This is a genomic window from Lederbergia panacisoli (assembly GCF_024626525.1).
In the GTDB taxonomy this organism is placed as follows: domain Bacteria; phylum Bacillota; class Bacilli; order Bacillales; family Bacillaceae_C; genus Lederbergia; species Lederbergia panacisoli.
In genome coordinates this window covers 65,251-90,649 of record NZ_JANJGU010000002.1, presented here as the reverse complement: position 1 = coordinate 90,649, position 25,399 = coordinate 65,251, and the positions used below count along the sequence as shown (strand labels likewise).

Sequence of the window (25,399 nt, the reverse complement as noted above, 5' to 3'; positions counted from 1 at the left end):
GGATATGGTATATTTTTAATGGAAATACTGTGAATAACTCTCTGTTGACAAAAAGAGTGGGCGCCCCCCACTCTTTCGTGTATTTAGATACTCTAAAATTGAAACTATTGAAACTCTCATCATGGAGGTCATTATGAGTAAGGTAACTGAACTCGTTGAAGAACTCGTAACTCCCATTTTAGAAGATATGAAACTTGACCTTGTTGATACTGAATATGTAAAGGAAGGGAAAAATTGGTTTCTCCGAATCTTTATTGATAAGGAAAATGGTGTGGATATTGAAGAATGTGGTATTGTAAGCGAAAGATTTAGCGCAATTCTAGATGAATTGGATCCAATTCCTCATAACTACTTCTTAGAAGTATCTTCGCCAGGTGCCGAACGCCCATTAAAAAAAGAGTCTGATTTCGAATCTTCAATTGGTAAAAACATTCATATTAAAACATACGAACCTATTGATGGTGAAAAAACGTTCGAAGGTAAGCTCATTCATTTTAATGAAGGAATCATAACACTTGAGGTAAAAATTAAAACACGTGTTAAAACGATTGAAATTCCATATGAAAAAGTTGCAAAAGCTAGATTGGCCGTAGTTTTTTAAACAAGGTAAAAAGAGATGAATTAAAGGGGATGACCATAAAAATGAGCTCGGAATTATTGGATGCTCTCATTATTCTGGAAAGAGAAAAAGGAATTAGTCGTGAAGTATTGATTGAAGCAATTGAAGCGGCTCTTGTTTCAGCTTATAAGCGAAACTTTAATCAAGCACAAAATGTTCGTGTGGATTTGAATTTGGGAACTGGGACAATGCGAGTGTTTGCCCGTAAAGAAATCGTTGATGAAGTGTTTGATTCTAGACTTGAAATTTCTCTTGATCAAGCTAAAAACATTAATCCTGCTTATGAAGCAGGAGATATCGTTGAGTTAGAGGTCACTCCGAAAGATTTTGGAAGAATAGCGGCACAGACAGCGAAACAAGTTGTTACACAAAGGGTTCGTGAAGCAGAGAGAGGAATCATCTACTCCGAATTTATTGATCGAGAAGATGATATTATTACAGGAATTGTTCAGAGGCAAGATCCAAGGTTTATTTATGTTAGCCTTGGAAAAATTGAAGCATTACTTCCACAAAGTGAACAAATGCCAAATGAAACATACAAACCACATGATCGTATTAAAGTATATATCACAAAAGTTGAAAAGACGACAAAAGGTCCCCAGATATACGTTTCTCGTACGCATCCCGGTTTGTTGAAAAGATTATTTGAAATTGAGGTTCCTGAGATTTATGATGGCACCGTAGAAATTAAATCAGTAGCCCGCGAAGCAGGAGATCGTTCAAAAATATCTGTAAGTACTGATAACTCGGAAGTTGATCCAGTAGGGTCTTGTGTCGGGCCTAAAGGTGCTCGTGTCCAGGCTATTGTTAATGAATTAAAAGGTGAAAAAATTGATATCGTAGAATGGTCTTCCGATCCCGTCGTTTTTGTAGCAAATGCATTGAGTCCTTCGAAAGTATTGGATGTAGAAATACACGAGGAAGAAAAAGCAACGACAGTTGTCGTACCGGATTATCAATTATCATTAGCAATCGGGAAACGAGGACAAAACGCTAGACTGGCAGCAAAGTTAACAGGTTGGAAAATTGATATAAAAAGTGAATCCGATGCTCGTGCACAAGGCATTTATCCACGCGAAGAATCTCTTCTCTTTTTTGATGAAGATGAATCAAGTGATACATTCGATTTAATTGATGAAGAAATCGAATAGGGGTGAATTAGGTTGGCAATACAAAAAAAAATACCAATGAGAAAATGTTTGGCTACAGGCGAAATGAAGCCTAAGAAAGAAATGATCAGGATTGTCCGTTCCAAAGAAGGAGAAGTATCTGTTGATATAACCGGTAAAAAATCCGGAAGAGGTGCTTATGTTTCTTTAGACCGTGATGCCATTCTGGCGGCAAAAAAGAAAAATATTTTCGCTAGCCAGTTAAATGCTGAAGTAAATGATTCTGTTTACGAAGAACTTCTTGCCTTACTTGATAAAGAAAGCAAGTCTAAATAATGAAACAGGAAAAATGGATGTCACTGCTTGGATTGGCGAATCGAGCAAGAAAGATTATTTCTGGAGAAGAATTGGTCGTTAAGGAAATCAAAAATAGAAGGGCTAAGCTTGTTTTAATTTCCAAAGATGCCTCTTCTAATACTTCAAAAAAAATTCAGGATAAATGCACTTATTACGAGGTTCCTTTTCACTTTGTAGATTCAAGAGAAAAATTAGGCCACGCCATTGGGAAGGACGAAAGGGTAGTAGTAGCAATCCTGGAAGATGGCTTTGCAAAAAAGCTTACTTCAATGCTCGATGAATAAAACGGGGGTGAACCTATGAGTAAAGTACGTGTATATGAATACGCAAAAAAACATAACACATCTAGTAAAGATGTGATTTCAAAACTGAAAAGTTTGAATATAGAAGTCTCCAATCATATGTCTATGATTGATGCTGGGACTGCCGGAAAACTAGATTCTATTTATAAGGGAAAAGAAGCTCAAAGCAAAAACGGTGCAACAAAATCAAATCAACAGCGTAAAGTCCAACCCAATAGTGAGCATGGACAGAAACCTCGTAATAGCCAAGCGAGAAGTCCACAGGCAAAGGATAATAAAGCGACACAATCTAAAAATACGAATGAGCAGCCACGCCGTTCTGAAAACAATCATGCTAAATCAGCGCCTGCACAAAGAACTACTGGAAATGGAACTAAACGAAATAATGAGATGGGGCAAAATAATTTTAATATGAAAAATAGTACGGGAAATAATCAGAATAAAAACCAACAGCAAAAAGGCGGCAACAAAGGTTTTAATAAGAATCGCAAAGGCAATGTGAATAATAATAAAAACATTAAGCAAAGGCAGAAGCCGCAACAACATCAGCCAGCGCCTCAGAAACAAAAAGAACTCCCGGAAAAGATTACATTCAGCGGATCTCTTTCAGTTGGAGAATTGGCGAAAAAACTCCATCGAGAGCCATCAGAGCTTATTAAAAAATTATTTTTATTAGGAGTAATTGCAACCATTAATCAGGAATTGGATAAGGATGCAATTGAATTAATCTGTACAGATTACGGAGTAGAGGTTGAAGAAGAAATTCAAATTGATGCTACTGACCTTGAAGTGTATTTTACTGAAGACAATGAGGAAAACTTAACTGAACGTCCTTCCGTTGTTACAATTATGGGTCACGTTGACCACGGAAAAACAACTTTATTGGATTCCCTTCGCAACACTAAGGTAACTGCTGGCGAAGCTGGGGGCATCACGCAACATATCGGGGCGTATCAAATCGTAGCTAATGACAAAAAAATTACATTCCTAGATACACCAGGACACGCAGCCTTCACGACAATGCGTGCACGCGGTGCAAAGGTAACGGATATTACAATTCTTGTCGTTGCTGCAGATGATGGTGTTATGCCACAAACAATTGAAGCCATTAATCACGCAAAAGCGGCGGAAGTTCCAATTATTGTAGCTGTCAATAAAATGGATAAACCAACAGCGAATCCAGATCGCGTTATGCAGGAATTGACTGAACATGGTTTAGTTCCGGAAGCTTGGGGCGGAGACACGATATTTGTTCCGATTTCGGCACTTAAGGGAGAAGGAATCGACAGCTTACTTGAGATGGTTTTACTTGTAAGTGAAGTTGAAGAATTCAAAGCTAATCCGAACAGAAACGCTATTGGGACTGTTATTGAAGCCCAGCTAGATAAAGGACGCGGATCGGTTGCTACATTGCTCGTCCAAAATGGTACTTTGAAAATTGGTGACCCAATTGTAGTCGGCAGTACGTATGGTCGAGTCCGTGCAATGGTGAATGATATCGGGAGAAGGGTAAAGGAAGCAGCACCATCAACTCCAGTAGAAATCACAGGTTTAAACGATGTACCTCAAGCAGGTGACAGGTTTGTTGTATTTGATGATGAAAAAACTGCTCGCCAAATTGGGGAAGTCCGTGCACAGGAAGCATTGCTCGCATCGAGAAATGAAAGTTCCCGAGTTAGCCTTGACACATTATTTGAACAAATGAAACAAGGTGAAATGAAGGATTTAAATGTAATCGTAAAAGCAGATGTACAAGGTTCAGTAGAGGCACTTGCTGCAGCGCTAAGACAAATCAATGTCGAAGGCGTTAATATTAAAATTATTCATACTGCAGTTGGGGCTATTAATGAATCAGATATTACACTTGCTGCTGCCTCTAATGCTATTGTAATTGGATTTAATGTTCGCCCAGATGTGAATGCAAAGCGTGCAGCGGAATCAGAAAGTGTCGAAGTTCGTCTCCACCGAGTTATATATAAAGCAATTGAGGAAATTGAAGCGGCGATGAAAGGGATGCTTGATCCAGAGTTTGAGGAGAAAATTATTGGACAGGCGGAAGTCCGTCAAACATTTAAAGTATCCAAAATTGGTACGATTGCAGGGTCATATGTAACAGATGGTAAAATTACTCGTGATAGTGGAGTACGTCTTATCAGGAATGGCATTGTCATTTATGAAGGTGTTATTGACGACTTGAAACGATTTAAAGATGATGTAAAAGAAGTTAGCCAAGGATACGAGTGCGGTATTACAATTAAAAACTTCAATGATGTGAAAGAAGAAGATATTATTGAAGCTTTCTTAATGGAAGAAATTGAGCGTGCTTGATTGGATTCGTTGAATGTGAATTTCGCGTGTTTCATGCCCATTCTTTAAAAGAAAAAAGGGCTGTCCTGCAGCGTACCTTGACAAGACTTAGACAAAAATTCAATGTTTCTGCAGCTGAAGTGGATCATCAAGATACATGGCAGTTAACCAAAATTGCTATGACTACAGTCTCATCTTCAAGACAGGCTGCGGAACGTGAACTTAATCATGCCCTTACTTTTCTAGATTCATTTCCCGAGTGGGAAAGAGTAAGTACAACTTTTGAATGGCTGTAATGAGAGGTGTTTGTTATGAGTCTACGTGCCAATCGTGTTGGAGAACAGATGAAAAAAGAGCTTGGCGAAATAATCAGTAGAAAAATTAAAGATCCTCGAATCGGTTTTGTTACAATTACTGACGTACATGTTACAGGGGATCTTCAACAAGCAACTGTTTATATTTCCGTTCTTGGGGATGAAGAGCAAAAAGCAAATACACTAAAAGGACTTGCTAAAGCAAAAGGATTCATTAGATCAGAAATTGGTCATAGGATCCGTCTTCGCAAAACACCGGAAATCTCTTTTGAATTCGATGAATCCATTGGTTACGGAAATAGAATTGAATCATTATTGAAACAAATAAAAGATGACTAACCGTATAACTTAAGGCCGTTCCCATTTATGCTTTGTCTATTCACATTTGAGAATTAGTGAATGGTCTAAGCGCCTCTAATGGGACGGCTTTTTCATCGTGGAAAGGAGATGAATATTCTATGGATGGTATATTGCCATTATGGAAACCAAAAGGTATGACCTCCCATGATTGTGTCTTTAAAATCCGAAAAATGTTAAAAATGAAAAAGGTTGGACATACTGGCACACTTGACCCGGATGTTGAAGGAGTTTTACCTATTTGTTTGGGAAGAGCAACAAAAATTGCCGAGTACATTACCGATGCTGGTAAAGAGTATGAAGGGGAAGTGACCCTTGGCTATTCAACAACGACGGAAGACGCATCCGGAGACATAGTTGAAACAAAAAAAATTGAACGATGTATAAGTATTGATGAAATAAAAACAGTCCTTCAATCTTTTAAAGGAATAATTAAGCAGACACCGCCAATGTTTTCTGCAGTAAAGGTAAAAGGAAAGAGATTATATGAATATGCACGAGCGGGAATAACGATTGAACGCCCTTTAAGGAACGTACATATTTATGAAATAAACTTGCTAGATGAATTGATAAAAGAGAATGATGGGAATGTTTCTTTTCGCTTTCATGTCCATTGCAGCAAAGGAACGTACATTCGAACATTGGCAGTCATGATTGGAGAAAAACTTGGATATCCCGCCCATATGTCTTCTTTAACAAGAACAGCTTCCGCTTCAATAACAGCAAGTGACTGTGTTACTTTTGAGCAATTGGAAGAACTTATACAAAGTGGAGATATCATACATAATATCTATCCGCTAGAAAAAGGGATTTCTGACTTGTCCTTTTTTCCAATAGATAGTAATTTAGTAATAAAGATTAAAAATGGCGCAGTTCTTCCAAAGCCTAAAAATTGGCCAGATGGTCAAGTTGTCATGGCATTTGATGGGAATGCTTTTGCAATTTATCAAGTTCATCCTGATGATGAAACACTTATTAAACCAGTGAAAGTTTTAAGAAATGAGTAGGTGAAAAAATTGAAAGTATTGATGATCAATTATCCACATCAACTTAGTCAAAGTGATTTTCCGCCGCTGTCTCTAGCATTGGGTTTTTTTGATGGTGTACATAAAGGGCACCAAAAAGTTATTTCAACAGCCCATGATATAGCAATTAAAAATGGAATGAAGAGTGCCGTCATGACATTTGATCCTCATCCTTCTGTCGTACTTGGGAAGGAAAGAAAGACGGTACAATATATTACCCCACTTGAAGATAAAATAGATTTAATTTCTTCACTTGGAATAGATTTTTTATTCGTCGTTCGTTTTACCTCTTCATTTTCAAGTTTAGAACCAGAAGCCTTTGTTAAGGAATATCTAATTAATCTTAATGTTAAGCATGTTGTGGCAGGTTTTGACTATACTTACGGGAAATTCGGAAAAGGTACAATGGATACATTATCAACACATGGAAACGGACATTTCGACGTCACGACCATACCGAAATTAGAAAATGAGAATGATAAAATAAGCTCCACTAAAATTAGACAGCTTATACACGATGGCGAAATGATTCAAGCAAAAGATTTATTAGGAAGATTTTTTGTTACAAAAGGAACAGTGGTTCACGGGGAAAAGCGTGGTCGAAAATTGGGCTTCCCAACCGCCAATATTCAATTAGAAAATGATTATCTCATTCCAAAAATAGGAATTTATGCCGTCCGCTTCAATGTTGCAGGAAGGTGGTATAACGGTGTTTGCAGCATAGGATATAATCCTACATTTAAAGTACCAGGTGAAACTATGCTTTCTATCGAAGTACATATTTTAGATTTTGACGAAACTATTTATGGAGAAGAAGTACAGGTTGAGTGGCATATATACATGAGGAATGAAGAAAAGTTTAATGGAATTGAAGAATTAATATTACAAATATCGAAAGATGTACAAACAGCAGTCAAATACTTTGACTGGTTGGACAAATAAACTTGATTTTTGTCTTGGAAAGATGTATTCTAATACAGTATCAAGAACCTTTGCTTGGCAAGGCGACTCACCAACGTTTGCTAGGTAACAGGGGATAGAAAATAGGAGGTGAACAGGATGGCGATTTCTCAAGAACGTAAAAATGAAATCATCAACCAATATAAGATTCATGAAAATGATACCGGATCACCGGAAGTTCAAATTGCTGTTTTGACTGAAGACATCAACAAATTGAACGATCATCTTCGCATGCACAAAAAGGATCATCATTCACGTCGTGGTTTACTTAAAATGGTAGGTCGACGCCGAAACCTTTTAACATATCTTCGTAATAAAGATGTGCAGCGCTATCGTGAATTAATTAATAGCCTGGGCTTACGTAGATAATTCGTATAGCCTTTAAAAAGCGGGATTTTTTCCCGCTTTTTTATTAGGTATTTAGAAAGTGGTTTCATTAGGGATTCATTGATGCTAACCGAGGCAATACTGCTTAGGACTGTCACGTAATATGTGGCAGAACTGAACATTGGACATGTGTACGACATTTTTCATTTTCGTCCAGCTGCAGCGCCTATCGACTTGCAAACTTCTTGTCCTTTTCGCTTGCGTAGGAAGCCAGACTCGTCCCTCGTCGTGTTTCCTTTATCGCAAGTCTTAGGTCCTGAAGTTTGTACGTCGATGGTCAGGCGCTTCCGCTTTTGTTCGCGCCCATGTCTAATGTTCAGTAATCGGCGGCACTTTGATTCCAACTAATGACAAGAACTTTTTTTATGTTACTAGTCCACAATATATAAGACGGATGATTGAATTGTATGAAAGTGAGGAAAGAATGCATGGAACAAAGCAAACAAACATTTAGTATGGATTGGGCGGGAAGACCGCTGACAATTGAAATAGGTCAATTAGCGAAGCAAGCTAGTGGAGCGGCTTTAATTCGGTATGGAGATACTGCCGTTTTAAGTACCGCCACAGCATCTAAGGAAGCAAAAGCGGTGGACTTTTTCCCTTTAACTGTAAATTACGAAGAAAGACTATATGCAGTAGGAAAGATTCCCGGCGGATTCATTAAAAGAGAAGGACGCCCAAGTGAAAAAGCTATTTTAGCAAGTCGTTTAATTGATCGTCCAATCCGTCCACTTTTTGCAGACGGTTTCCGAAATGAAGTACAAGTCGTTAGTATCGTTATGAGTGTTGATCAAAACTGTTCTTCCGAAATGGCGGCAATGTTTGGATCTTCACTTGCACTAAGCGTATCCGATATTCCATTTGAAGGTCCGATTGCAGGTGTTGTAGTAGGTAGAATTGATGGTAATTTTATAATTAATCCTACTGTTGAACAAATGGAAAACAGTGACATAAATTTAACTGTTGCAGGAACGAAAGATGCGATCAATATGGTCGAAGCAGGTGCCGATGAGGTTACCGAAGAAATCATGCTTGAAGCGATCATGTTTGGCCATGAGGAAATTAAAAAGCTAATTCAATTCCAAGAAGAAATTGTAAAAGAAGTTGGAAAAGCAAAAAGAGAAGTCGTTCTTTACGAAGTAGACGCTGATCTTAATCAAGAAGTTCGTAATTTGTGTGAAAAAAATATTATTAAAGCCATTCAAGTAGAAGAAAAACATGCCCGTGAAGAAGCAATCCAAGCTGTAAAGGATAAAGTAATTGCAGACTTTACGGAACGTGAAAATGTCGAAGATGCGACAATTAAACAAGTGAAGCAAATTTTAAGCGACCTTGTAAAAGAAGAAGTACGTCGTTTAATTACAGTGGAAAAAATCCGTCCAGATGGAAGAAAGCCGGACGAAATCCGACCTCTTTCATCGGAAGTTACTCTTTTAGCGAGAACGCATGGTTCAGGTTTATTTACTCGTGGACAAACACAAGCATTAAGTATTTGTACATTAGGAGCACTTGGTGATGTGCAAATATTGGATGGACTTGGAATCGAAGAATCAAAACGTTTCATGCACCATTATAATTTCCCACATTTTAGTGTTGGTGAAACAGGTCCTATTCGTGGACCGGGAAGGCGTGAAATTGGGCATGGCGCGCTTGGCGAACGTGCACTGGAGCCTGTCATTCCTAATGAAGCAGATTTTCCATATACGATTCGCCTTGTATCAGAAGTTTTGGAATCGAATGGATCAACTTCACAAGCGAGCATATGTGCGAGCACCCTTGCTATGATGGATGCGGGAGTCCCTATTAAAGCTCCAGTAGCAGGAATAGCGATGGGTCTTGTTAAATCAGGTGAACATTACACTGTATTAACAGATATTCAAGGAATGGAAGACCATCTTGGTGATATGGACTTTAAAGTAGCTGGGACTGCAAAAGGTGTAACAGCGCTGCAAATGGATATTAAGATCGAAGGTTTATCAAGAGAAATTCTTGAGGAAGCGCTAATGCAAGCAAAACACGGCCGTATTCATATCTTGGATTCCATGCTGGAAACCATTAAAGAACCAAGAAACAAACTTTCTGAATATGCGCCAAAGATTCTCACAATGCAAATTAATCCAGATAAAATTAGAGATGTCATTGGACCAAGCGGTAAACAAATCAATAAAATCATCGAAGAGACCGGCGTGAAAATCGATATTGAACAAGATGGTAAAGTATTTATCGCTTCCGCGGATGAAGAAATGAATGTGAAGGCTAAGAAAATCATTGAAGATCTAGTTCGAGAGGTGGAAATCGGACAGATGTATTTAGGGAAAGTAAAACGTATTGAAAAATTTGGTGCATTTGTTGAATTATTCCCTGGTAAAGATGGCTTAGTTCATATTTCACAGCTTGCAGAAGAAAGAGTTAACAAAGTGGAAGATGTTGTATCCATAGGAGACGAAATTCTTGTAAAGGTAATCGAAATCGATAACCAAGGCAGAGTAAATATTTCAAGAAAAGTAGTCTTAAAAGAACAAAAAGAACAACAAAATAAGGAACAGTAAAAAATTAAGCCAGGGTTTCCTGGCTTTTTATTTTGCAAATTGTTACTGTCTAGCATTAGCGCCTATTTACTAGCAAACCTCTTGTTCTATACTTAAGATAAGTCAATATTGACTCGTTCCTCGTAGTGTTTCCTTTACCTCAGTCAGAGTACCTGAAGTTTCTACGTCGATGAGCAAGGCCCTTCCGCTTTCTTTAGGTCTAACGGTTCCACCTCATTCATAATCTAAAATGAGGGGGTAGGGACATGCTTAGTTCAAAAAACTTGATAGCCTTTAGTCTGATTGCTATTCTATCATTATCTGCCATATTTAATCCTTATACGAATAAATATTTAAAACAGTTACAAGGTGATAGTACTTTTGTAAGTAAACATAATGGAGAATTATATGATTTAATCGTAAAAGCTGCAGATTATTATCAAATTGAACCTCAAAATGCTAAAATAGATCGAGTCTGGAAAGCAATGCCTGGATATAATGGGATAAAGGTAGATATAAAAGCATCTTATCAAAACATGAAAAAGGATAAAAAGTATGATGAGAAAAAATTGGTTTTTGTTCAAATTCCACCAGAAGTTCATCTGTTGGATTTATCGCCCTCTCCAATATATCGGGGCCATCCCGAAAAACCTATGGTCAGTTTTTTAATAAATGTTGCTTGGGGAAATGAATTCATCCCCTCTATGCTTGATACCCTAAAAAAAAATAAGGTACACGCCACTTTCTTCTTGGAGGGCCGATGGGCAAAGGAAAATCCTGATTTAACGAAGATGATTGCAGATGGTGGACATGAAATTGGTAATCATTCGTACAGTCATCCAAATATGCAACTTTTAAATGAGGCCGAAACGAGGGAAGAACTTTCTAAAACAAATGAAATTATAGAAGCAACTACCGGTAAAAAAGTTACTTGGTTCGGTCCTCCAGCAGGGGCTTTTCGTAAAGAAACGATTGACATTGCCCATTCACTGAAACTAAGGACTGTGATGTGGACTGTTGATACAATTGATTGGCAAAAACCGCCAACAACTGTATTAATCCAAAGGGTTACATCAAAAGTGCACCCAGGTGCAATGATTTTAATGCATCCAACAAAACCTACCGATGAGGCTTTGCAAACGTTAATTACAGAAATAAAATCTCGAAATCTTAGAATCGGAACGGTTTCAAAACTAATGGATGAAGAAAGAATTATTAAATTGTATGGACCACAAAACATGGAACAAGATAAAAAGAATCCATAAGACTGTTTGATTATGGACACTTGGCATGTTTTTGCACCATGTTAGGAGGAATTGCATTGATGAAAAAATATATATGCCAAAACGGAGTAAGAGTTGTCCTAGAAACAATTCCAACTGTAAGATCGGTAGCGATAGGAATTTGGATTGGAACAGGTTCTCGTGATGAAAATCATCAAAATAACGGGATCTCACATTTTTTAGAACATATGTATTTTAAAGGTACCGAAACTAAGACCGCAAGGGAAATTGCTGAATCCTTCGACTCAATCGGCGGGCAAGTAAATGCCTTTACATCAAAAGAATATACTTGCTACTATGCAAAGGTACTAGATAACCACGCATCTTACGCTTTGGATACATTAGCGGATATGTTTTTTAACTCTACTTTTGATAAGGACGAGTTGGGCAAGGAAAAAAATGTTGTACTAGAAGAAATTAAAATGTATGAAGATACACCTGATGACATCGTCCATGATTTATTAAGTAAAGCGGCATATGAAACTCATCCCCTTGGGTTTCCAATTCTTGGTACAGAAGAAACACTTGAAACATTTACAAGTGACTTATTAAGGGAATATATTCATGATATGTATACTCCTGAAAATGTTGTGATCTCCATAGCTGGTAATGTACAGGAAGACTTTATTCATATTGTTGAACAATATTTTGGATCTTTCGCAAGAGGAAAGAAACAAGCTTTTGAAGCTAGCCCTAAATTTTATGCCAATAAATATACAAAACAAAAAGATACTGAACAAGCTCATTTATGTATAGGGTTTAAAGGCTTGCCTATCGGCCATAAAGATATTTACGACTTAATTTTAATGAATAATATATTTGGCGGGAGCATGTCTTCAAGATTATTTCAGGAAGTGCGTGAAGAAAAAGGGTTAGCGTATTCCGTATTTTCTTATCATTCTTCATTTAAAGATAGTGGCCTCGTTACGATCTATGGAGGAACTGGTGCAAATCAAATGGACGAATTATATAGCACCATTCATTCAACACTTGAATTATTAAAACTAGATGGCATTACAGCAAAAGAATTACGAAATAGTAAAGAACAATTAAAAGGCAATTTAATGCTCAGTTTGGAAAGTACCAATAGTAGGATGAGCAGAAACGGAAAAAATGAATTGCTATTAGGAAAACATAGAACACTGGATGAAATGATTGACGAGATTGATCAAGTCACCGTCGATAGTGTAAACAAAATAGCAAATCAAATTTTTACTGATGATTATACCATTGCGTTAATTAGTCCTGATAATCGATTACCAGAACGGCTTCATTAATCCCTTGTCGAAAAAGATAAGGGTTTTTTTATTCTAAAAAACCATTAGACAACTTATATATGTTAATAACGGCTAGTTTTAGGAGGGGGATTATGCGTCTTAGTGAATTGGGAGGCAAAGAAATTGTAGATTACAAAAAAGCTCAGCGGTTAGGAGTGCTAGGACAAACAGATTTGGAGATTAATTCAAAAACGGGGGAAATTAATCATCTAATCATCCCATCAGGAAAATGGATGGGGATGAGAAAAGGTGCAAACGAAATTAAAGTGCCTTGGCATTACATTAGAACAATCGGGACGGATATGATCATTCTTGAAGTCCCGGAAAATAAATAATCATTTATAAGGCGATAATGTCGCCTTATTTTTTTTTCTCATTTCTGTGTTCATGCACAGGGGAATTTATCCTACATACACTACTTGTGCGGTGTGATTTTGTATGCATAAAAAAGAAGGTGAAGAAATGTGATGTTGACTGATATGCACATAGCCGTATTAGGTGGGGATGCAAGGCAATTGGAAATCATTCGAAAGTTGACGGAACTAGATGCAAAATTATATTTAATTGGTTTCGAACAATTGGCTCAATCCTTTACAGGAGCCGTAAAAGAAAAGATGAAAGATGTTGATTTTTCAATTTTAGATGCTGTCATTCTTCCTGTTCCTGGAACGAACCTTGAAGGAGAAATAGAAACGATATTTTCTAGTGAAAAAGTTGTTTTGACAGAACAAATTCTTAATAAAACGCCTTCTTACTGTAAAATATACTCCGGCATAAGCAATAGCTATCTAGATCAAATATCGAATCTTTCAAAAAGAACTTTAGTGCAGCTTTTTGAACGGGATGATGTAGCCATTTATAACTCTATACCAACAGTAGAGGGAACAATTATGATGGCCATTCAAAATACTGATATTACCATTCATCAATCATCCATAGCGGTTCTTGGACTTGGACGGGTCGGTATGAGTGTCGCTAGAACTTTTGCCCTACTCGGAGCAAAAGTAAAAGTAGGGGCTAGAAAGAGTGCTCATTTAGCAAGAATTACAGAAATGGGAATGAAGCCGTTTCATTTTAACGATCTGAAAAATGAGGTTAAAGATCTTGATATATGTATTAATACTGTACCCAATATGATTTTAAATGCAGGAGTCATCGCCAATATGCCGCCGAATACATTGATTATTGACTTAGCATCCAAACCCGGTGGAACAGATTTCCGTTATGCTGAGAAACGGGGAATCAAAGCATTGCTTGCACCTGGGTTGCCCGGAATTGTAGCGCCAAAAACGGCCGGACAAATTTTAGCCAATGTACTTTCGCAGCTTCTTGCTGATGATCTCGAAAAACGGAAGGAGAATTCATAATGAGTTTAGCGGGAAAAAGAATAGGTTTTGGAATGACTGGATCCCATTGCACTTATGAAGCTGTTATCCCTGAAATTGAAAGATTAATGGAGCAAGGAGCAGAGGTAATCCCTGTCGTCACATTTACATTAAAAAATACAAATACAAAATTTGGCGACGGAGAAGACTGGGTTGGAAAAATTGAAGAAATTACTGGAAGAAAGGTAATAGATTCCATCGTCGATGCTGAACCTCTAGGACCGAAGATGCCTCTTGACTGTATGGTAATTGCACCTTTAACAGGAAACTCCATGAGTAAGTTTGCTAACGCTTTGACCGATAGCCCAGTTCTTATGGCTGCCAAAGCAACGTTAAGAAATCGCAATCCAGTTGTGTTAGGAATATCCACAAACGATGCACTTGGATTAAATGGGACTAATTTAATGAGACTAATGTCTACTAAGAATATTTATTTCATCCCTTTCGGACAGGATGATCCAATAAATAAACCAACATCCATGGTGGCAAAAATGGAATACCTCTCTGATGCAGTAGAAGCCGCAATAGAAGGCTACCAATTACAGCCTGTCATTAGGGAGTATAGTAAAGAATAAGAGACTGGATCAGGTAAGAATTCTTACCTGATGTTATTTTAAAGCCTTTTTTATTAAAATTATACCGGTAGCAAAGCTATATGTGATAATATGATAGTATAAATGAATGTAATATTAAAACAACAAAGATTGACTTTCTTTGGCTGGAAGGAGTTCTAAAAATGTCAAATAAAGACGGTTTTCATGTAGCAGTCATGGGTGCTACCGGTGCAGTTGGTCGACAAATCTTAAAAACACTGGAGAAAAGGAATTTTCCAATCCGGAAATTAACTTTACTTTCTTCTGCCCGTTCTGCCGGAAAAGAAATTACGTTTAATAATGAAGTTATTACAGTGGAAGAAGCGGTGCCTGAATCATTTGAAGGTGTTGAAATTGCCCTTTTTAGCGCAGGAGGAAGTATATCAGAAAAATTTGCACCTGAAGCAGTGAAACGTGGTGCAATTGTCATTGATAATACGAGTGCCTTTAGAATGAATCCTGAGGTCCCATTAGTAGTTCCTGAGGTTAATGAAGATGCTCTTCATGGACATAATGGAATCATCGCAAATCCGAACTGTTCCACTATTCAAATGGTGGCGGCGCTTGAACCTATCAGGGAAGCTTATGGGTTAAATAAGGTTGTTGTATCCACATACCAAGCTGTTTCCGGTGCAGGATCTGCAGCCATCAATGAACTTAACGAACAAACAAATGCTATTTTAAATAAAGAAGAAGTAAAACCTGCTGTCTTACCAGTAAGCAGTATGGATAAACATTATCAAATTGCTTTTAATGTCATTCCTCAAATAGACAAATTCACTGAAAATGGATTTACATTTGAAGAAATGAAAATGATTAATGAAACAAAAAAAATAATGGGAATGCCTGAATTAAAAGTAGCGGCAACATGTGTACGTCTTCCTGTTGAAACCGGACATTCTGAATCTGTCTATGTGGAATTAGGCAAACAAGATGTTACAGTAGAAAATATTAAAACATTACTTGCAAATGCGCCAGGTATTACTCTTCAAGATGAACCGGAGCAGCAAGTGTACCCAATGCCTGCCATGGCCGTAGGGAAAGATGACGTATTTGTTGGAAGAATTCGTAAAGATTTAGATGAGGAAACAGGATTCCATATGTGGATTGTTTCGGACAATTTATTAAAAGGTGCTGCCCTTAACACGATACAAATTGCGGAAAGTTTAATTAAATTAGGCTTAGTCTTGAGACGGGTAGAAGCATGAAAATCATCGTCCAAAAATTTGGTGGAACCTCCGTTCAAAGCTTAGAAACAAGAGTTCAAGCTGGGGCCCATATTAAGAAGGCGATTGAAGAAGGATATAAGGTTGTTGTCGTAGTTTCGGCAATGGGAAGAAAAGGTTCTCCTTATGCGACTGATACATTACTGTCATTAATCGGGGGCGAAAAAACATTATTGACTGAAAGAGAACAAGATGTTTTGCTTGCCTGCGGGGAAACCATTTCAAGTGTTGTATTTACACAAGAATTATTAGTAAACGGCATTAATGCGATATCAATGACGGGTTCCCAGGCTGGTTTTGTCACTAACAATGATCATACAAATGCAAAAATTTTAGAAATGAAATGCAAAAGATTACTAAATGAGTTCGAATCCCATGATGTGATTGTTGTAGCAGGTTTTCAAGGTGCGGCAAAAAATGGTGATATCACAACAATTGGCAGAGGTGGAAGTGATACGTCAGCCGCGGCACTTGGAGCAGCTTTAAAAGCTGAGTGGATAGATATTTTTACAGATGTTGATGGAATGATGACAGCAGATCCTCGGATTGTCAAAAAAGCCCGCCCTTTATCTGTTGTAACTTATAACGAAGTATGTAATATGGCATACCAAGGAGCGAAAGTCATCCATCCCCGCGCGGTAGAAATTGCAATGCAGGCAAAAATTCCGATAAGAATAAGATCAACTTACAATAACTCTCCTGGAACTTTAGTCACAACCTTAACTAAAGAAAACATAACAGCTGATATACGAGAGAGGCTTGTAACAGGAATTGCTTATGTACCAAATGTGTCGCAAATAAAGGTTACCGCAGGAAAAAATCAATATAATCTTCAATCTGATGTTTTTAAAGCGATGGCAAATGAAAACATAAGTGTCGATTTTATTAATATTTCTCCAAGTGGAGTGGTTTATACTGTCCCCGATTCTACAATAGAGAAGGCAATCGCTATATTAGAAAGTATCGGATATCAGCCAACTGTCATTAAAAACTGTGCCAAGGTTTCGGTTGTTGGAGCTGGAATTGCAGGCGTTCCCGGTGTCACATCCAAAATTGTTTCTGCATTATCTGAAAAAGACATACGGATTTTGCAATCAGCAGATAGTCATACAACTATTTGGGTCCTAGTCGACGGGAACGATTTAGAGCTAGCCGTCAATGCATTACATGATACTTTTGAATTACATTATGATATTTTGGAATACGATCGATAAGATTTGAGGTGCTATATAAATGGTCCGTTTTGGCCGAGTTTCAACTGCAATGGTTACACCATTTGACAGTAAAGGAAATATTGATTTCCAAAAAACATCAAAGCTTGTCAACCATTTGATTAATAATGGTACGGATTCTTTAGTCGTTGCAGGTACTACAGGAGAATCTCCAACATTGTCAACTGAGGAAAAACTTGCTTTGTTTAGACATATCGTGAATGCTGCAGATGGCAGGGTTCCTGTAATAGCAGGTACAGGAAGCAATAATACGTATGCATCTATTGAGCTGACAAAAAAGGCTGAAGAAATAGGTGTCGATGCAATTATGTTAGTTGCTCCTTACTATAATAAGCCAAATCAAAGTGGATTATATCAACACTTTGTTTCTGTAGCTAAATCTACTTCCTTACCGGTCATGATTTATAATATACCAGGTAGATCGTCTGTAAATATTGCTCCGGAAACGATGATCGAACTTTCAAAGGTTGATAATATTATTGCCGCAAAAGAAGCAAGTGGAGATCTTAATGCAATGGCAGAAATTATTTCCGGAACAGATGATGATTTCCTTCTATATAGTGGTGATGATAGTTTAGCACTCCCCGTAATGGCTATTGGTGGCTGTGGGGTTGTGTCAGTGGCAAGCCACATAATTGGCCCTGAATTACAAGAAATGATACGATTATTTGAAGAAGGGAATAATCAGGAAGCTGCTTCCTTGCATAGACGCCTTCTACCAATAATGAGAGGGTTATTTGCTGCCCCAAGTCCGACACCTGTAAAGACCGCTCTTCAAATGACAGGGTTTGATGTAGGTTCCGTTAGACTTCCATTAATTCCTCTTACAGAACAGGAAAGATTTGTTTTAGCAAAATTAATTGATGAAATAAAATAAGATAAAACCTTTTCGAAACAAGAAGCTGGTTCCCATTTCGGAATCAGCTTCTTTTTCTTTTAAAGTTGAACAGCGATTTCATATTCAAGTATAATGAAATTGACTGATGTAGATCGGGAATAAACAATAGGAGGAAATAGATTTGACAAAAATGAAAAATGAAGTTATAAAGATAATTCCACTTGGAGGGGTGGGGGAAATTGGGAAAAACATGTACGTCATCGAGGTAGATTCGGAAATTTTTATTATCGATGCAGGGCTCATGTTCCCAGAAAATGAAATGTTGGGTATTGATATCGTGATACCAGATATTTCATGGTTGGAAGAACAAAAAGATCGGATTAAAGCGATATTTTTAACTCATGGACATGAAGACGCGATTGGAGCATTGCCTTATGTGTTCCGGAAAATAAATGCTCCTGTTTATGGGTCAAAATTAACAATTGCCTTAGCTAAGGAAAAAATGAAAGAACATAATATGAAATCGGAAGTACAATTTCATACTGTAAGGTCGAATTCAAAGATTAATTTTGACTATGCTTCAGTAACCTTTTTCCATACAACCCATAGTATCCCAGATTCATTGGGAGTTTGTATTCATACGTCAGAAGGCAAGATTGTTCATACAGGTGATTTTAAATTTGACCAAGCTGCAACAGGCTTGTATCGTTCGGAAATGGGCAAGATGGCGAGCATTGGGGATTCTGGTGTACTTTGTCTTTTATCGGACAGCATAGACGCCGAACATCCCGGATTTTCAACATCTGAATCTGTCACAGCCCGTGAAATTTCTAATTCATTTCACACTGCACCAGGCCGGATGATCGTTGCTTGTTTCGCTTCAAATTTTATTAGAATTCAACAAGCGCTTGATGCTGCTTATGAAAATGGACGAAAAGTGGCTGTAGTCGGAAAAAGCATTGAGAAAAGCTTTGAAATAGCACTAAAATTAGGGTTTATCTCTGTTTCAGATCCAGAATTAATCATTCCTATTCAAGATGTTGGAAAATATAAAGATCATGAGATTACCATTATATCAACTGGAATCATGGGAGAGCCTATTGAGGTCCTTCAAAAAATGGCTCGAGGAAATCATAAACAAATAAATATTAAAAAAGGTGATACTGTTTTAATCACTGCAACACCTTCTGCTGGACTCGAGACCAGTCTTTACAAAACAATGGACATGTTATACCGCGCTGGTGCAGTTGTAAGTTCTGCGAATCGCAAAGTTCATGTTTCTGGCCACGGAAGTCAGGAAGATTTAAAACTAATGCTAAACTTAATGAAGCCTAAATACTTTATCCCAATTCAAGGCGAGTACAGAATGCTCGTTTCACATGCAAAAGTGGCGAAAGAAGTAGGCCTAAGCCAGGAGCAAATCTTTATTCCCGGAAACGGTGAAGTGATCGAATATAAAGATGGAAAAATGACGACAGGAAATCGTGTTCCTGCAGGAAATATATTAATAGATGGAAGCGGAGTAGGAGATGTTGGAAATATCGTTCTTCGTGATCGCAAGCTTCTATCCCAAGATGGAATATTTACGATTGTTGTGACGATTAATAAGAAACAGAAAAAAATTGCCTCCGGTCCAGAAATTATTTCTCGCGGCTTTGTGTATGTCAGGGAATCAGAACAATTGCTTGAAGAAGCAAGTGAAATCGTTCGTTCTATTGCCGAGGAGGCAATCGCTGGAAATTCTTTTGATTGGTCTAGCTTTAAGCAAGATATACGCGATCGCCTTAATTATTTTTTATATGAGAAAACAAAAAGACGACCGATGATCCTCCCGATTATTATGGAAATTTAAATTAAGATATGAGAAAGCAGTCCAAGTTTTGGATTGCTTCTTTTTTATGGAATGAAAAGTGTTATGCAGTTCATACTATGGATAACTCATTCAGATGTAGGAGGCCATTATGCAAAATCAGAATATGTCTAAAACTGACATTGAAGATGATTCGAACGAAACAAAAGATGGAAAACCAGAGGGCATTATAGAAAAAATCCAGCAGCTTGGACAAACAAGTGTGCCACAACTATCACAAGATACTAATATTCATTGCTTAACGATCATTGGACAAATTGAAGGTCATATGCAATTGCCTCCGCAAAATAAAACGACAAAATATGAGCATATTATTCCACAATTAGTGGCGATAGAACAAAACCCAAATATTGAGGGACTCCTTGTTATTCTAAATACAGTAGGCGGAGATGTGGAGGCAGGACTCGCTATTTCGGAAATGATTTCAACCTTATCTAAGCCAACAGTTTCTATTGTCTTAGGTGGCGGACATTCGATAGGCGTACCAATAGCTGTTTCCTGTACATATTCATTTATTGCAGAAACAGCAACTATGACGATTCACCCGATTAGATTAACTGGGCTTGTCATCGGAGTGCCGCAGTCTTTTGAATATATGGATAAGATGCAGGAACGAGTCGTAAAGTTTGTAACAAAACATTCGGATATCTCTGAGGAAGTGTTTAAAGATTTAATGTTTGCTAAAGGAAATTTAACAAGGGATATTGGGACGAATGTTATTGGACCTGATGCAGTTAAGTATGGATTAATTGATGAAGTAGGGGGCATCGGTCATGCATTAGGAAAATTAAATGAATTAATCGTCAAAAGAGGAAAAGACAAAATGGAAGAAGGGTTGATACAATGATTTTACACACAATCGTTCCTCCTGAACTCATTTTCCAAAACAATGAAGATATTTTTTCCGGGCAAATTCCAATTACGAGAAATGGAATACCAATGATTGTAGAACAGGATGGACAGGTGTATAAGGTAATTCGAATTATGAGCAGCAATCCCGCTGACTACCTTAACGCTGAATTATCTCCCGGCACTTCTATTCCGATGTATGAATAACCATCCTGTGGATGTCCTAAGTATAATTTTAGGGGCATCTTTTTTTTGCTTAGAACGTAGTCCGTTGATTTTCCTTCCAGGCGCTTCGCTTTCCGCGGTGCAAAAAGGTGAGCCTCTTCGTCGCTAAAGCTCCTGTGGGGTCTCACCTGTTCGCTTTCACCGCAGGAGTCTTCGCGCCTTCCACTACAATCAACTCAGTAAAAAATAATAGTCTGAAATTTTCTCTGAAGTCCCCTATCCTTCGGTGTCTTTCTTCTGTTTAAAAAATATAATTTTGTATCTATTCTTTTCGACCGATATGTGATTAAATTATATAATCTGAGAAGAAATAGACAGAATGAAATAGGGGATTTCGCATGAAAAACTGGAAGAAAATACTAACGCTTGCCATTCCATCGATTGCATCATTTGCATCTATGACCTTAACTGGAATGATTAACTTAATTATGATAGGGAATCTGGGCGCACTTGCCATTGCCATCGTTGGCGTTTCCAATGTCATTATGTATAATGCATGGGCAATGTTTTCAGGGATTGGAAGCACTGTCAATTATTTAGTCGCTCAAAACTATGGTTCTAACACAATGAAAAAAGGGTTGGATCGGACCTTTTTGGCACTTATCTTTGGTTCTGTAGCAGGGATTTTTACGATGCTCGTTGGATTTTTCGGAGCAGAAGGAATTTTAAGGGTAATGGGAAGTCCGGAAAATATGGTGAAAGAAGGAACCTTATATTTGCAAATTAGATTTTATGCAATGCTTTTTTCGATATTGACATTCACATTATTCAGCTTTTTTAGAGGCATTGGCGATACGAAAACACCAATGTATGCTTCTATAATTGGGAACGGCGTCATGATCTTTTTTACGTATTCACTGACATACGGAAATCTTGGCTTTCCTGAACTAGGGTTAAAGGGTGCAGGAATAGCTTTATTTTTAGGGGAACTATCTGCCTTCTTACTTATTACGTACGCATTTTTCAAAAATCTCAAAGAAAAGTTTTTTATTCGTTTTAAACCCGTCTTTGATTTTTTGGAAATGAAGCTAATCTTTAATGAAAGTTTTAAGTTAGGAACTCAAGAGTTTTCTAAAAGTATGGCAATGCTTGTGTATACAGCGTTTGTCACAAGACTTGGAACAAATGCCCTCGCAGCAAATGAAATATCCTTAAGTGTCATGAACTTAGGGTTTATGCCAGCCGCTGCATTCGGATCAACCGCAACTATTTTAGTTGGGCAGGAAATTGGCAGGAATAAACCACACTTAGCTAAGAAACTTGGAATCGAAACTGCGAAAATTGGTGCCATTTTCATTTTAATTCTTGGGACTGCAGAATTCTTTTTTGCGGAATCAATTTCAAAAATCTATACAGATGTCCCTGAAGTTTTCGCGCTTTCCGCCAACCTAATTATGATTTCTGCTTTCCTACAGTTATTTGATGCGACGGCTGGTTTTTTTGCAGGGGGTTTACGTGGCATCGGTGATACGACCTTCTTGTTAAGGGCTTCCTTGATTCATGCATGGGGTATATTTGTTCCTCTCTCCTATTTATTAGTATTCGTATTTGATTTTGGAAGCTACGGAGCTTGGATAGCCTTATATGGTTATTTGACTGTGTTTGGAACAACAATGGCTATACGATATTTACGAAAAGACTTTTCTAAGGTTAGTGTGAAAAAATCCCTTAAAAAAACTGCATAACTGACAAAAGCGGAAGCGCCTGTTTAGGGACGTACAAACTTTCTAGGGGTCTGACGAGATAAAGGAAACACGGTGAGCCTTGGCGAGCCGATGTTGAACTTATCGTAGGAAAGAAACCGAAAGTTTGCTAGTCGCCAGGTGCTGTAGCTAGACTGATACATTAAACAGGCTGCCTAAATTTTTGGCAGCCTGTTTACTTGCTTTAGGGTGAATACGCTAAATATGGTATAATGTACTAATAAAAAGCGTGGACAAGGTGATTGAATGGTTAAGAAAAAACGGAGAAGACGTACTTCTAAGAAAATGAATCGAATTCTTAAATTTGAAATATCAGGAATTGCATTAGTCGCTTTATGTTTAATCATAATGGTAAATGGAGATAAGCTGTCACTCTTAAATTCTCCTTTTTATTTTTTATTTGGTGAGTGGCATATCGTCGGACCATTAATTATTTTAGTAATGGCCATATATATGGTTATAAAACGAGAGGTACCGCACATTTTAGGGCAAAGAATAGTCGGTATATTTTTGTTCATCGCTTGTTTTTTATTGTTATCACATATTAAATTTTTTGATTTGAAAATAGAAAATGAAAAGATAAAAGGTTTTAGTATTATTGCCAATACGTATAATGACTTTTTTCAAATTATGAAAGGTAATACATCAACAAAGGAATTAGGCGGAGGGATGATAGGAGCCTTATTGACAACTGTTACCTATTTCATTTTTGGTTCAGTTGGAACGAAAATATTTAGTTTCTTCCTTATGCTTATATCATTGATTCTTATTACTGGTAAATCAATTGGAGCAGTTTTAGGAAGTGTCGGGAAGTGGATTGGGAATTTCTTTAAATCGCAATGGCAAGTATTTATGACAGATTTAAAAGAATGGAAGGAAGAAAGAAAAGAAAAGAAAAGTAAGAAACCATTAAAAGAAAGTAAAAAGACTCAAGCACAAATCCCAGCTCCACTAATAAATCCAACTTATGATGAACAGGAAAATGTAATTGAACCAATCATATCAAGCTTTACAGAAAAAGCCTTTCCAGATGGGGATGACGGAGTCGAAATAGAAGATGACGAGAATATTGATGATGAGGTAGAGATAGCAGCACCTATTGTCTTTACTGAACATGAAAACAAAGATTATAAGTTACCGCCATTAACATTGTTGACAAGACCTGGGCTGACAGATCAAAGCAGTGAATATAAGATGATTCATGAAAATACTGCGAAACTAAATAAAACCTTTCAAAGCTTCAATGTAAAAGCTAGAGTGGCTCAAGTCCATCTCGGTCCTGCGGTCACCAAATATGAAATTCATCCTGAGGCAGGAGTAAAAGTAAGTAGAATTGTGAGCTTAAGTGATGATATCGCTTTGGCCCTTGCAGCAAAAGGAATACGTATTGAAGCGCCAATCCCAGGAAAATCAGCTATTGGGATTGAAGTGCCAAATACAGAAGTAGCAGTCGTTTCACTTAGACAAGTTTTAGAGTCAAAAGAACATGATAAACCAGAAGCAAAACTTCAGATAGGGCTTGGTAGAGATATTACTGGACAAGCGGTTGTGGCTGAATTAAATAAAATGCCGCATCTACTCGTGGCGGGTGCGACCGGAAGTGGAAAAAGTGTCTGCATTAATGGCATTATTACGAGTATTTTAATGAGAGCTAAACCACATGAAGTGAAAATGATGATGATTGACCCCAAAATGGTCGAATTAAATGTATACAACGGAATTCCGCATTTATTGGCACCGGTAGTAACCGATCCAAAGAAAGCATCACAAGCTTTGAAGAAAGTTGTAAATGAGATGGAAAGAAGGTATGAACTGTTTTCTCATACTGGGACGAGAAATATTGAAGGCTATAATGAACATATGAGAAGGTACAATGTGGAATCAGGAGAAATCAAACCTTTACTCCCATATATAGTCGTTATTGTGGATGAATTAGCCGATTTGATGATGGTTGCTTCAAATGATGTAGAGGATTCAATCACAAGGCTTGCACAAATGGCAAGAGCTGCTGGAATTCATCTGATCATAGCGACCCAAAGACCTTCAGTTGATGTAATTACAGGAGTCATAAAGGCTAATATCCCATCTAGAATTGCCTTTGCCGTCTCATCTTCAACAGATTCGAGGACAATTTTAGATTCGGGTGGAGCGGAAAAATTGCTTGGAAGAGGCGACATGCTCTTTCTACCAGTCGGTGCTTCCAAGCCAGTAAGGGTCCAAGGCGCATTTTTATCTGATGAGGAAGTTGAAAACATTGTAGACTTTGTCATCGCACAGCAAAAAGCTCATTATCAGGAAGAAATGATTCCAGAGGATGTTCCGGAAGTACAATCAGAGGTAGAAGATGAATTATATGAAGAAGCGGTTCAATTAATTAGTGAAATGCAAACAGCTTCGGTTTCCATGCTTCAGCGTAGATTTAGAATTGGTTATACAAGAGCAGCACGATTAATCGATGAAATGGAAGCGAGGGGAGTTGTTGGACCATATGAAGGCAGCAAGCCCCGGGCTGTACTCGTGCCAAAACCTGCTGAGGAACATACGTCATAATATTATTGGGTATCCTAAAAATAGGATGCTCTTTTTTTTGTGCTTAACTGACATCATTTTTACTAAATAAAAATGTTTATTATGGACAATTGGTAGGAATGAT

At 37.6% G+C, this 25,399-nt stretch carries 24 protein-coding genes; all 24 read left to right on the top strand.

The window, feature by feature from the left end; translation table 11 throughout:
* The first annotated feature begins 133 nt into the window (after positions 1 to 133).
* The 24 genes from rimP (at position 134) to NQ185_RS03205 (ending at position 25,296) form a co-directional block, all read left to right on the top strand.
* A complete protein-coding gene (gene rimP, locus NQ185_RS03320) occupies positions 134 to 601 on the top strand; it encodes a ribosome maturation factor RimP (protein WP_257580129.1) in 468 nt (155 codons plus the stop codon).
* A 41-nt stretch (positions 602 to 642) separates the two neighbouring features.
* On the top strand, positions 643 to 1,770 hold the full coding sequence (gene nusA / locus NQ185_RS03315; RefSeq protein WP_257580128.1) for a transcription termination factor NusA: 1,128 nt from the start codon (positions 643 to 645) through the stop codon (positions 1,768 to 1,770).
* A 12-nt stretch (positions 1,771 to 1,782) separates the two neighbouring features.
* On the top strand, positions 1,783 to 2,064 hold the full coding sequence (gene rnpM / locus NQ185_RS03310) for an RNase P modulator RnpM (RefSeq protein ID WP_257580127.1): 282 nt from the start codon (positions 1,783 to 1,785) through the stop codon (positions 2,062 to 2,064).
* Positions 2,064 to 2,369: a YlxQ family RNA-binding protein gene (locus NQ185_RS03305; protein WP_257580126.1), complete on the top strand. Its 306-nt coding sequence runs from the start codon at positions 2,064 to 2,066 to the stop codon at positions 2,367 to 2,369. Before rnpM ends, NQ185_RS03305 begins: the two co-directional genes overlap by 1 nt.
* A gap of 15 nt (positions 2,370 to 2,384) precedes the next feature.
* Positions 2,385 to 4,715 carry a translation initiation factor IF-2 gene (infB, locus tag NQ185_RS03300; protein ID WP_257580125.1) on the top strand — a complete coding sequence of 777 codons (2,331 nt, stop codon included), beginning with the start codon at positions 2,385 to 2,387 and terminating at the stop codon, positions 4,713 to 4,715.
* The gene (locus tag NQ185_RS03295) at positions 4,712 to 4,990 is read left to right on the top strand and encodes a DUF503 domain-containing protein (RefSeq protein WP_257580124.1); all 279 of its coding nucleotides are present in this window, start codon (positions 4,712 to 4,714) and stop codon (positions 4,988 to 4,990) included. Before infB ends, NQ185_RS03295 begins: the two co-directional genes overlap by 4 nt.
* A 15-nt stretch (positions 4,991 to 5,005) precedes the next feature.
* A complete protein-coding gene (gene rbfA, locus NQ185_RS03290) occupies positions 5,006 to 5,347 on the top strand; it encodes a 30S ribosome-binding factor RbfA (RefSeq protein ID WP_257580123.1) in 342 nt (113 codons plus the stop codon).
* Between the two features lie 119 nt (positions 5,348 to 5,466).
* Positions 5,467 to 6,372 (top strand): tRNA pseudouridine(55) synthase TruB, encoded by a 906-nt coding sequence (gene truB, locus NQ185_RS03285; RefSeq protein WP_257580121.1) that lies wholly within the window; start codon positions 5,467 to 5,469, stop codon positions 6,370 to 6,372.
* Positions 6,373 to 6,381: 9 nt separating this feature from the next.
* Positions 6,382 to 7,332, top strand: a complete 951-nt coding sequence (gene ribF / locus NQ185_RS03280; RefSeq protein WP_257580120.1) for a bifunctional riboflavin kinase/FAD synthetase — start codon at positions 6,382 to 6,384, stop codon at positions 7,330 to 7,332.
* Between the two features lie 117 nt (positions 7,333 to 7,449).
* On the top strand, positions 7,450 to 7,719 hold the full coding sequence (rpsO, locus tag NQ185_RS03275) for a 30S ribosomal protein S15 (protein ID WP_257580119.1): 270 nt from the start codon (positions 7,450 to 7,452) through the stop codon (positions 7,717 to 7,719).
* Between the two features lie 446 nt (positions 7,720 to 8,165).
* Entirely contained in the window at positions 8,166 to 10,286 is a 2,121-nt protein-coding gene (gene pnp, locus NQ185_RS03270; protein ID WP_257580117.1) for a polyribonucleotide nucleotidyltransferase, read from the top strand.
* A 245-nt stretch (positions 10,287 to 10,531) separates the two neighbouring features.
* Complete coding sequence (locus NQ185_RS03265; RefSeq protein ID WP_257580116.1) at positions 10,532 to 11,530, top strand: polysaccharide deacetylase family protein; 999 nt, start codon at positions 10,532 to 10,534, stop codon at positions 11,528 to 11,530.
* 56 nt (positions 11,531 to 11,586) lie between these two features.
* The gene (locus tag NQ185_RS03260; protein ID WP_257580115.1) at positions 11,587 to 12,825 is read left to right on the top strand and encodes a M16 family metallopeptidase; all 1,239 of its coding nucleotides are present in this window, start codon (positions 11,587 to 11,589) and stop codon (positions 12,823 to 12,825) included.
* Positions 12,826 to 12,917: 92 nt separating this feature from the next.
* Positions 12,918 to 13,160, top strand: a complete 243-nt coding sequence (locus NQ185_RS03255; RefSeq protein ID WP_257580114.1) for a YlmC/YmxH family sporulation protein — start codon at positions 12,918 to 12,920, stop codon at positions 13,158 to 13,160.
* A 132-nt stretch (positions 13,161 to 13,292) separates the two neighbouring features.
* A complete protein-coding gene (gene dpaA / locus NQ185_RS03250) occupies positions 13,293 to 14,192 on the top strand; it encodes a dipicolinic acid synthetase subunit A (protein ID WP_257580113.1) in 900 nt (299 codons plus the stop codon).
* The gene (dpaB, locus tag NQ185_RS03245) at positions 14,192 to 14,785 is read left to right on the top strand and encodes a dipicolinate synthase subunit B (RefSeq protein ID WP_257580112.1); all 594 of its coding nucleotides are present in this window, start codon (positions 14,192 to 14,194) and stop codon (positions 14,783 to 14,785) included. The genes dpaA and dpaB overlap by 1 nt, the downstream gene beginning before the upstream one ends.
* A 161-nt stretch (positions 14,786 to 14,946) precedes the next feature.
* Complete coding sequence (gene asd, locus NQ185_RS03240) at positions 14,947 to 16,011, top strand: aspartate-semialdehyde dehydrogenase (protein WP_257580111.1); 1,065 nt, start codon at positions 14,947 to 14,949, stop codon at positions 16,009 to 16,011.
* The gene (dapG, locus tag NQ185_RS03235) at positions 16,008 to 17,243 is read left to right on the top strand and encodes an aspartate kinase (RefSeq protein ID WP_257580110.1); all 1,236 of its coding nucleotides are present in this window, start codon (positions 16,008 to 16,010) and stop codon (positions 17,241 to 17,243) included. Before asd ends, dapG begins: the two co-directional genes overlap by 4 nt.
* Before the next feature lie 19 nt (positions 17,244 to 17,262).
* Positions 17,263 to 18,138, top strand: coding sequence for a 4-hydroxy-tetrahydrodipicolinate synthase (gene dapA, locus NQ185_RS03230; protein ID WP_257580109.1), 876 nt, complete (start codon positions 17,263 to 17,265; stop codon positions 18,136 to 18,138).
* A 142-nt stretch (positions 18,139 to 18,280) separates the two neighbouring features.
* Complete coding sequence (locus NQ185_RS03225; RefSeq protein ID WP_306999953.1) at positions 18,281 to 19,951, top strand: ribonuclease J; 1,671 nt, start codon at positions 18,281 to 18,283, stop codon at positions 19,949 to 19,951.
* 109 nt (positions 19,952 to 20,060) lie between these two features.
* On the top strand, positions 20,061 to 20,816 hold the full coding sequence (locus NQ185_RS03220) for a ClpP family protease (RefSeq protein ID WP_373370768.1): 756 nt from the start codon (positions 20,061 to 20,063) through the stop codon (positions 20,814 to 20,816).
* On the top strand, positions 20,813 to 21,025 hold the full coding sequence (locus NQ185_RS03215; protein ID WP_257580108.1) for a YlzJ-like family protein: 213 nt from the start codon (positions 20,813 to 20,815) through the stop codon (positions 21,023 to 21,025). Before NQ185_RS03220 ends, NQ185_RS03215 begins: the two co-directional genes overlap by 4 nt.
* 356 nt (positions 21,026 to 21,381) lie before the next feature.
* Positions 21,382 to 22,728 (top strand): MATE family efflux transporter, encoded by a 1,347-nt coding sequence (locus NQ185_RS03210; RefSeq protein WP_257580107.1) that lies wholly within the window; start codon positions 21,382 to 21,384, stop codon positions 22,726 to 22,728.
* 264 nt (positions 22,729 to 22,992) lie between these two features.
* Positions 22,993 to 25,296 (top strand): FtsK/SpoIIIE family DNA translocase, encoded by a 2,304-nt coding sequence (locus tag NQ185_RS03205; RefSeq protein ID WP_257580105.1) that lies wholly within the window; start codon positions 22,993 to 22,995, stop codon positions 25,294 to 25,296.
* The last annotated feature ends 103 nt before the right edge of the window (positions 25,297 to 25,399 follow it).

Coding starts and splice junctions, on each gene's coding strand:
- infB (WP_257580125.1), top strand. CDS start 2,385: ATGAGTAAAGTACGTGTATATGAATACGCAAAAAAACATAACACATCT.
- dapG (WP_257580110.1), top strand. CDS start 16,008: ATGAAAATCATCGTCCAAAAATTTGGTGGAACCTCCGTTCAAAGCTTA.
- pnp (WP_257580117.1), top strand. CDS start 8,166: ATGGAACAAAGCAAACAAACATTTAGTATGGATTGGGCGGGAAGACCG.
- dapA (WP_257580109.1), top strand. CDS start 17,263: ATGGTCCGTTTTGGCCGAGTTTCAACTGCAATGGTTACACCATTTGAC.
- NQ185_RS03210 (WP_257580107.1), top strand. CDS start 21,382: ATGAAAAACTGGAAGAAAATACTAACGCTTGCCATTCCATCGATTGCA.
- NQ185_RS03205 (WP_257580105.1), top strand. CDS start 22,993: ATGGTTAAGAAAAAACGGAGAAGACGTACTTCTAAGAAAATGAATCGA.
- NQ185_RS03255 (WP_257580114.1), top strand. CDS start 12,918: ATGCGTCTTAGTGAATTGGGAGGCAAAGAAATTGTAGATTACAAAAAA.
- asd (WP_257580111.1), top strand. CDS start 14,947: ATGTCAAATAAAGACGGTTTTCATGTAGCAGTCATGGGTGCTACCGGT.
- NQ185_RS03265 (WP_257580116.1), top strand. CDS start 10,532: ATGCTTAGTTCAAAAAACTTGATAGCCTTTAGTCTGATTGCTATTCTA.
- dpaB (WP_257580112.1), top strand. CDS start 14,192: ATGAGTTTAGCGGGAAAAAGAATAGGTTTTGGAATGACTGGATCCCAT.
- rpsO (WP_257580119.1), top strand. CDS start 7,450: ATGGCGATTTCTCAAGAACGTAAAAATGAAATCATCAACCAATATAAG.
- nusA (WP_257580128.1), top strand. CDS start 643: ATGAGCTCGGAATTATTGGATGCTCTCATTATTCTGGAAAGAGAAAAA.
- dpaA (WP_257580113.1), top strand. CDS start 13,293: ATGTTGACTGATATGCACATAGCCGTATTAGGTGGGGATGCAAGGCAA.
- NQ185_RS03305 (WP_257580126.1), top strand. CDS start 2,064: ATGAAACAGGAAAAATGGATGTCACTGCTTGGATTGGCGAATCGAGCA.
- NQ185_RS03220 (WP_373370768.1), top strand. CDS start 20,061: ATGCAAAATCAGAATATGTCTAAAACTGACATTGAAGATGATTCGAAC.
- rimP (WP_257580129.1), top strand. CDS start 134: ATGAGTAAGGTAACTGAACTCGTTGAAGAACTCGTAACTCCCATTTTA.
- NQ185_RS03215 (WP_257580108.1), top strand. CDS start 20,813: ATGATTTTACACACAATCGTTCCTCCTGAACTCATTTTCCAAAACAAT.
- rbfA (WP_257580123.1), top strand. CDS start 5,006: ATGAGTCTACGTGCCAATCGTGTTGGAGAACAGATGAAAAAAGAGCTT.
- truB (WP_257580121.1), top strand. CDS start 5,467: ATGGATGGTATATTGCCATTATGGAAACCAAAAGGTATGACCTCCCAT.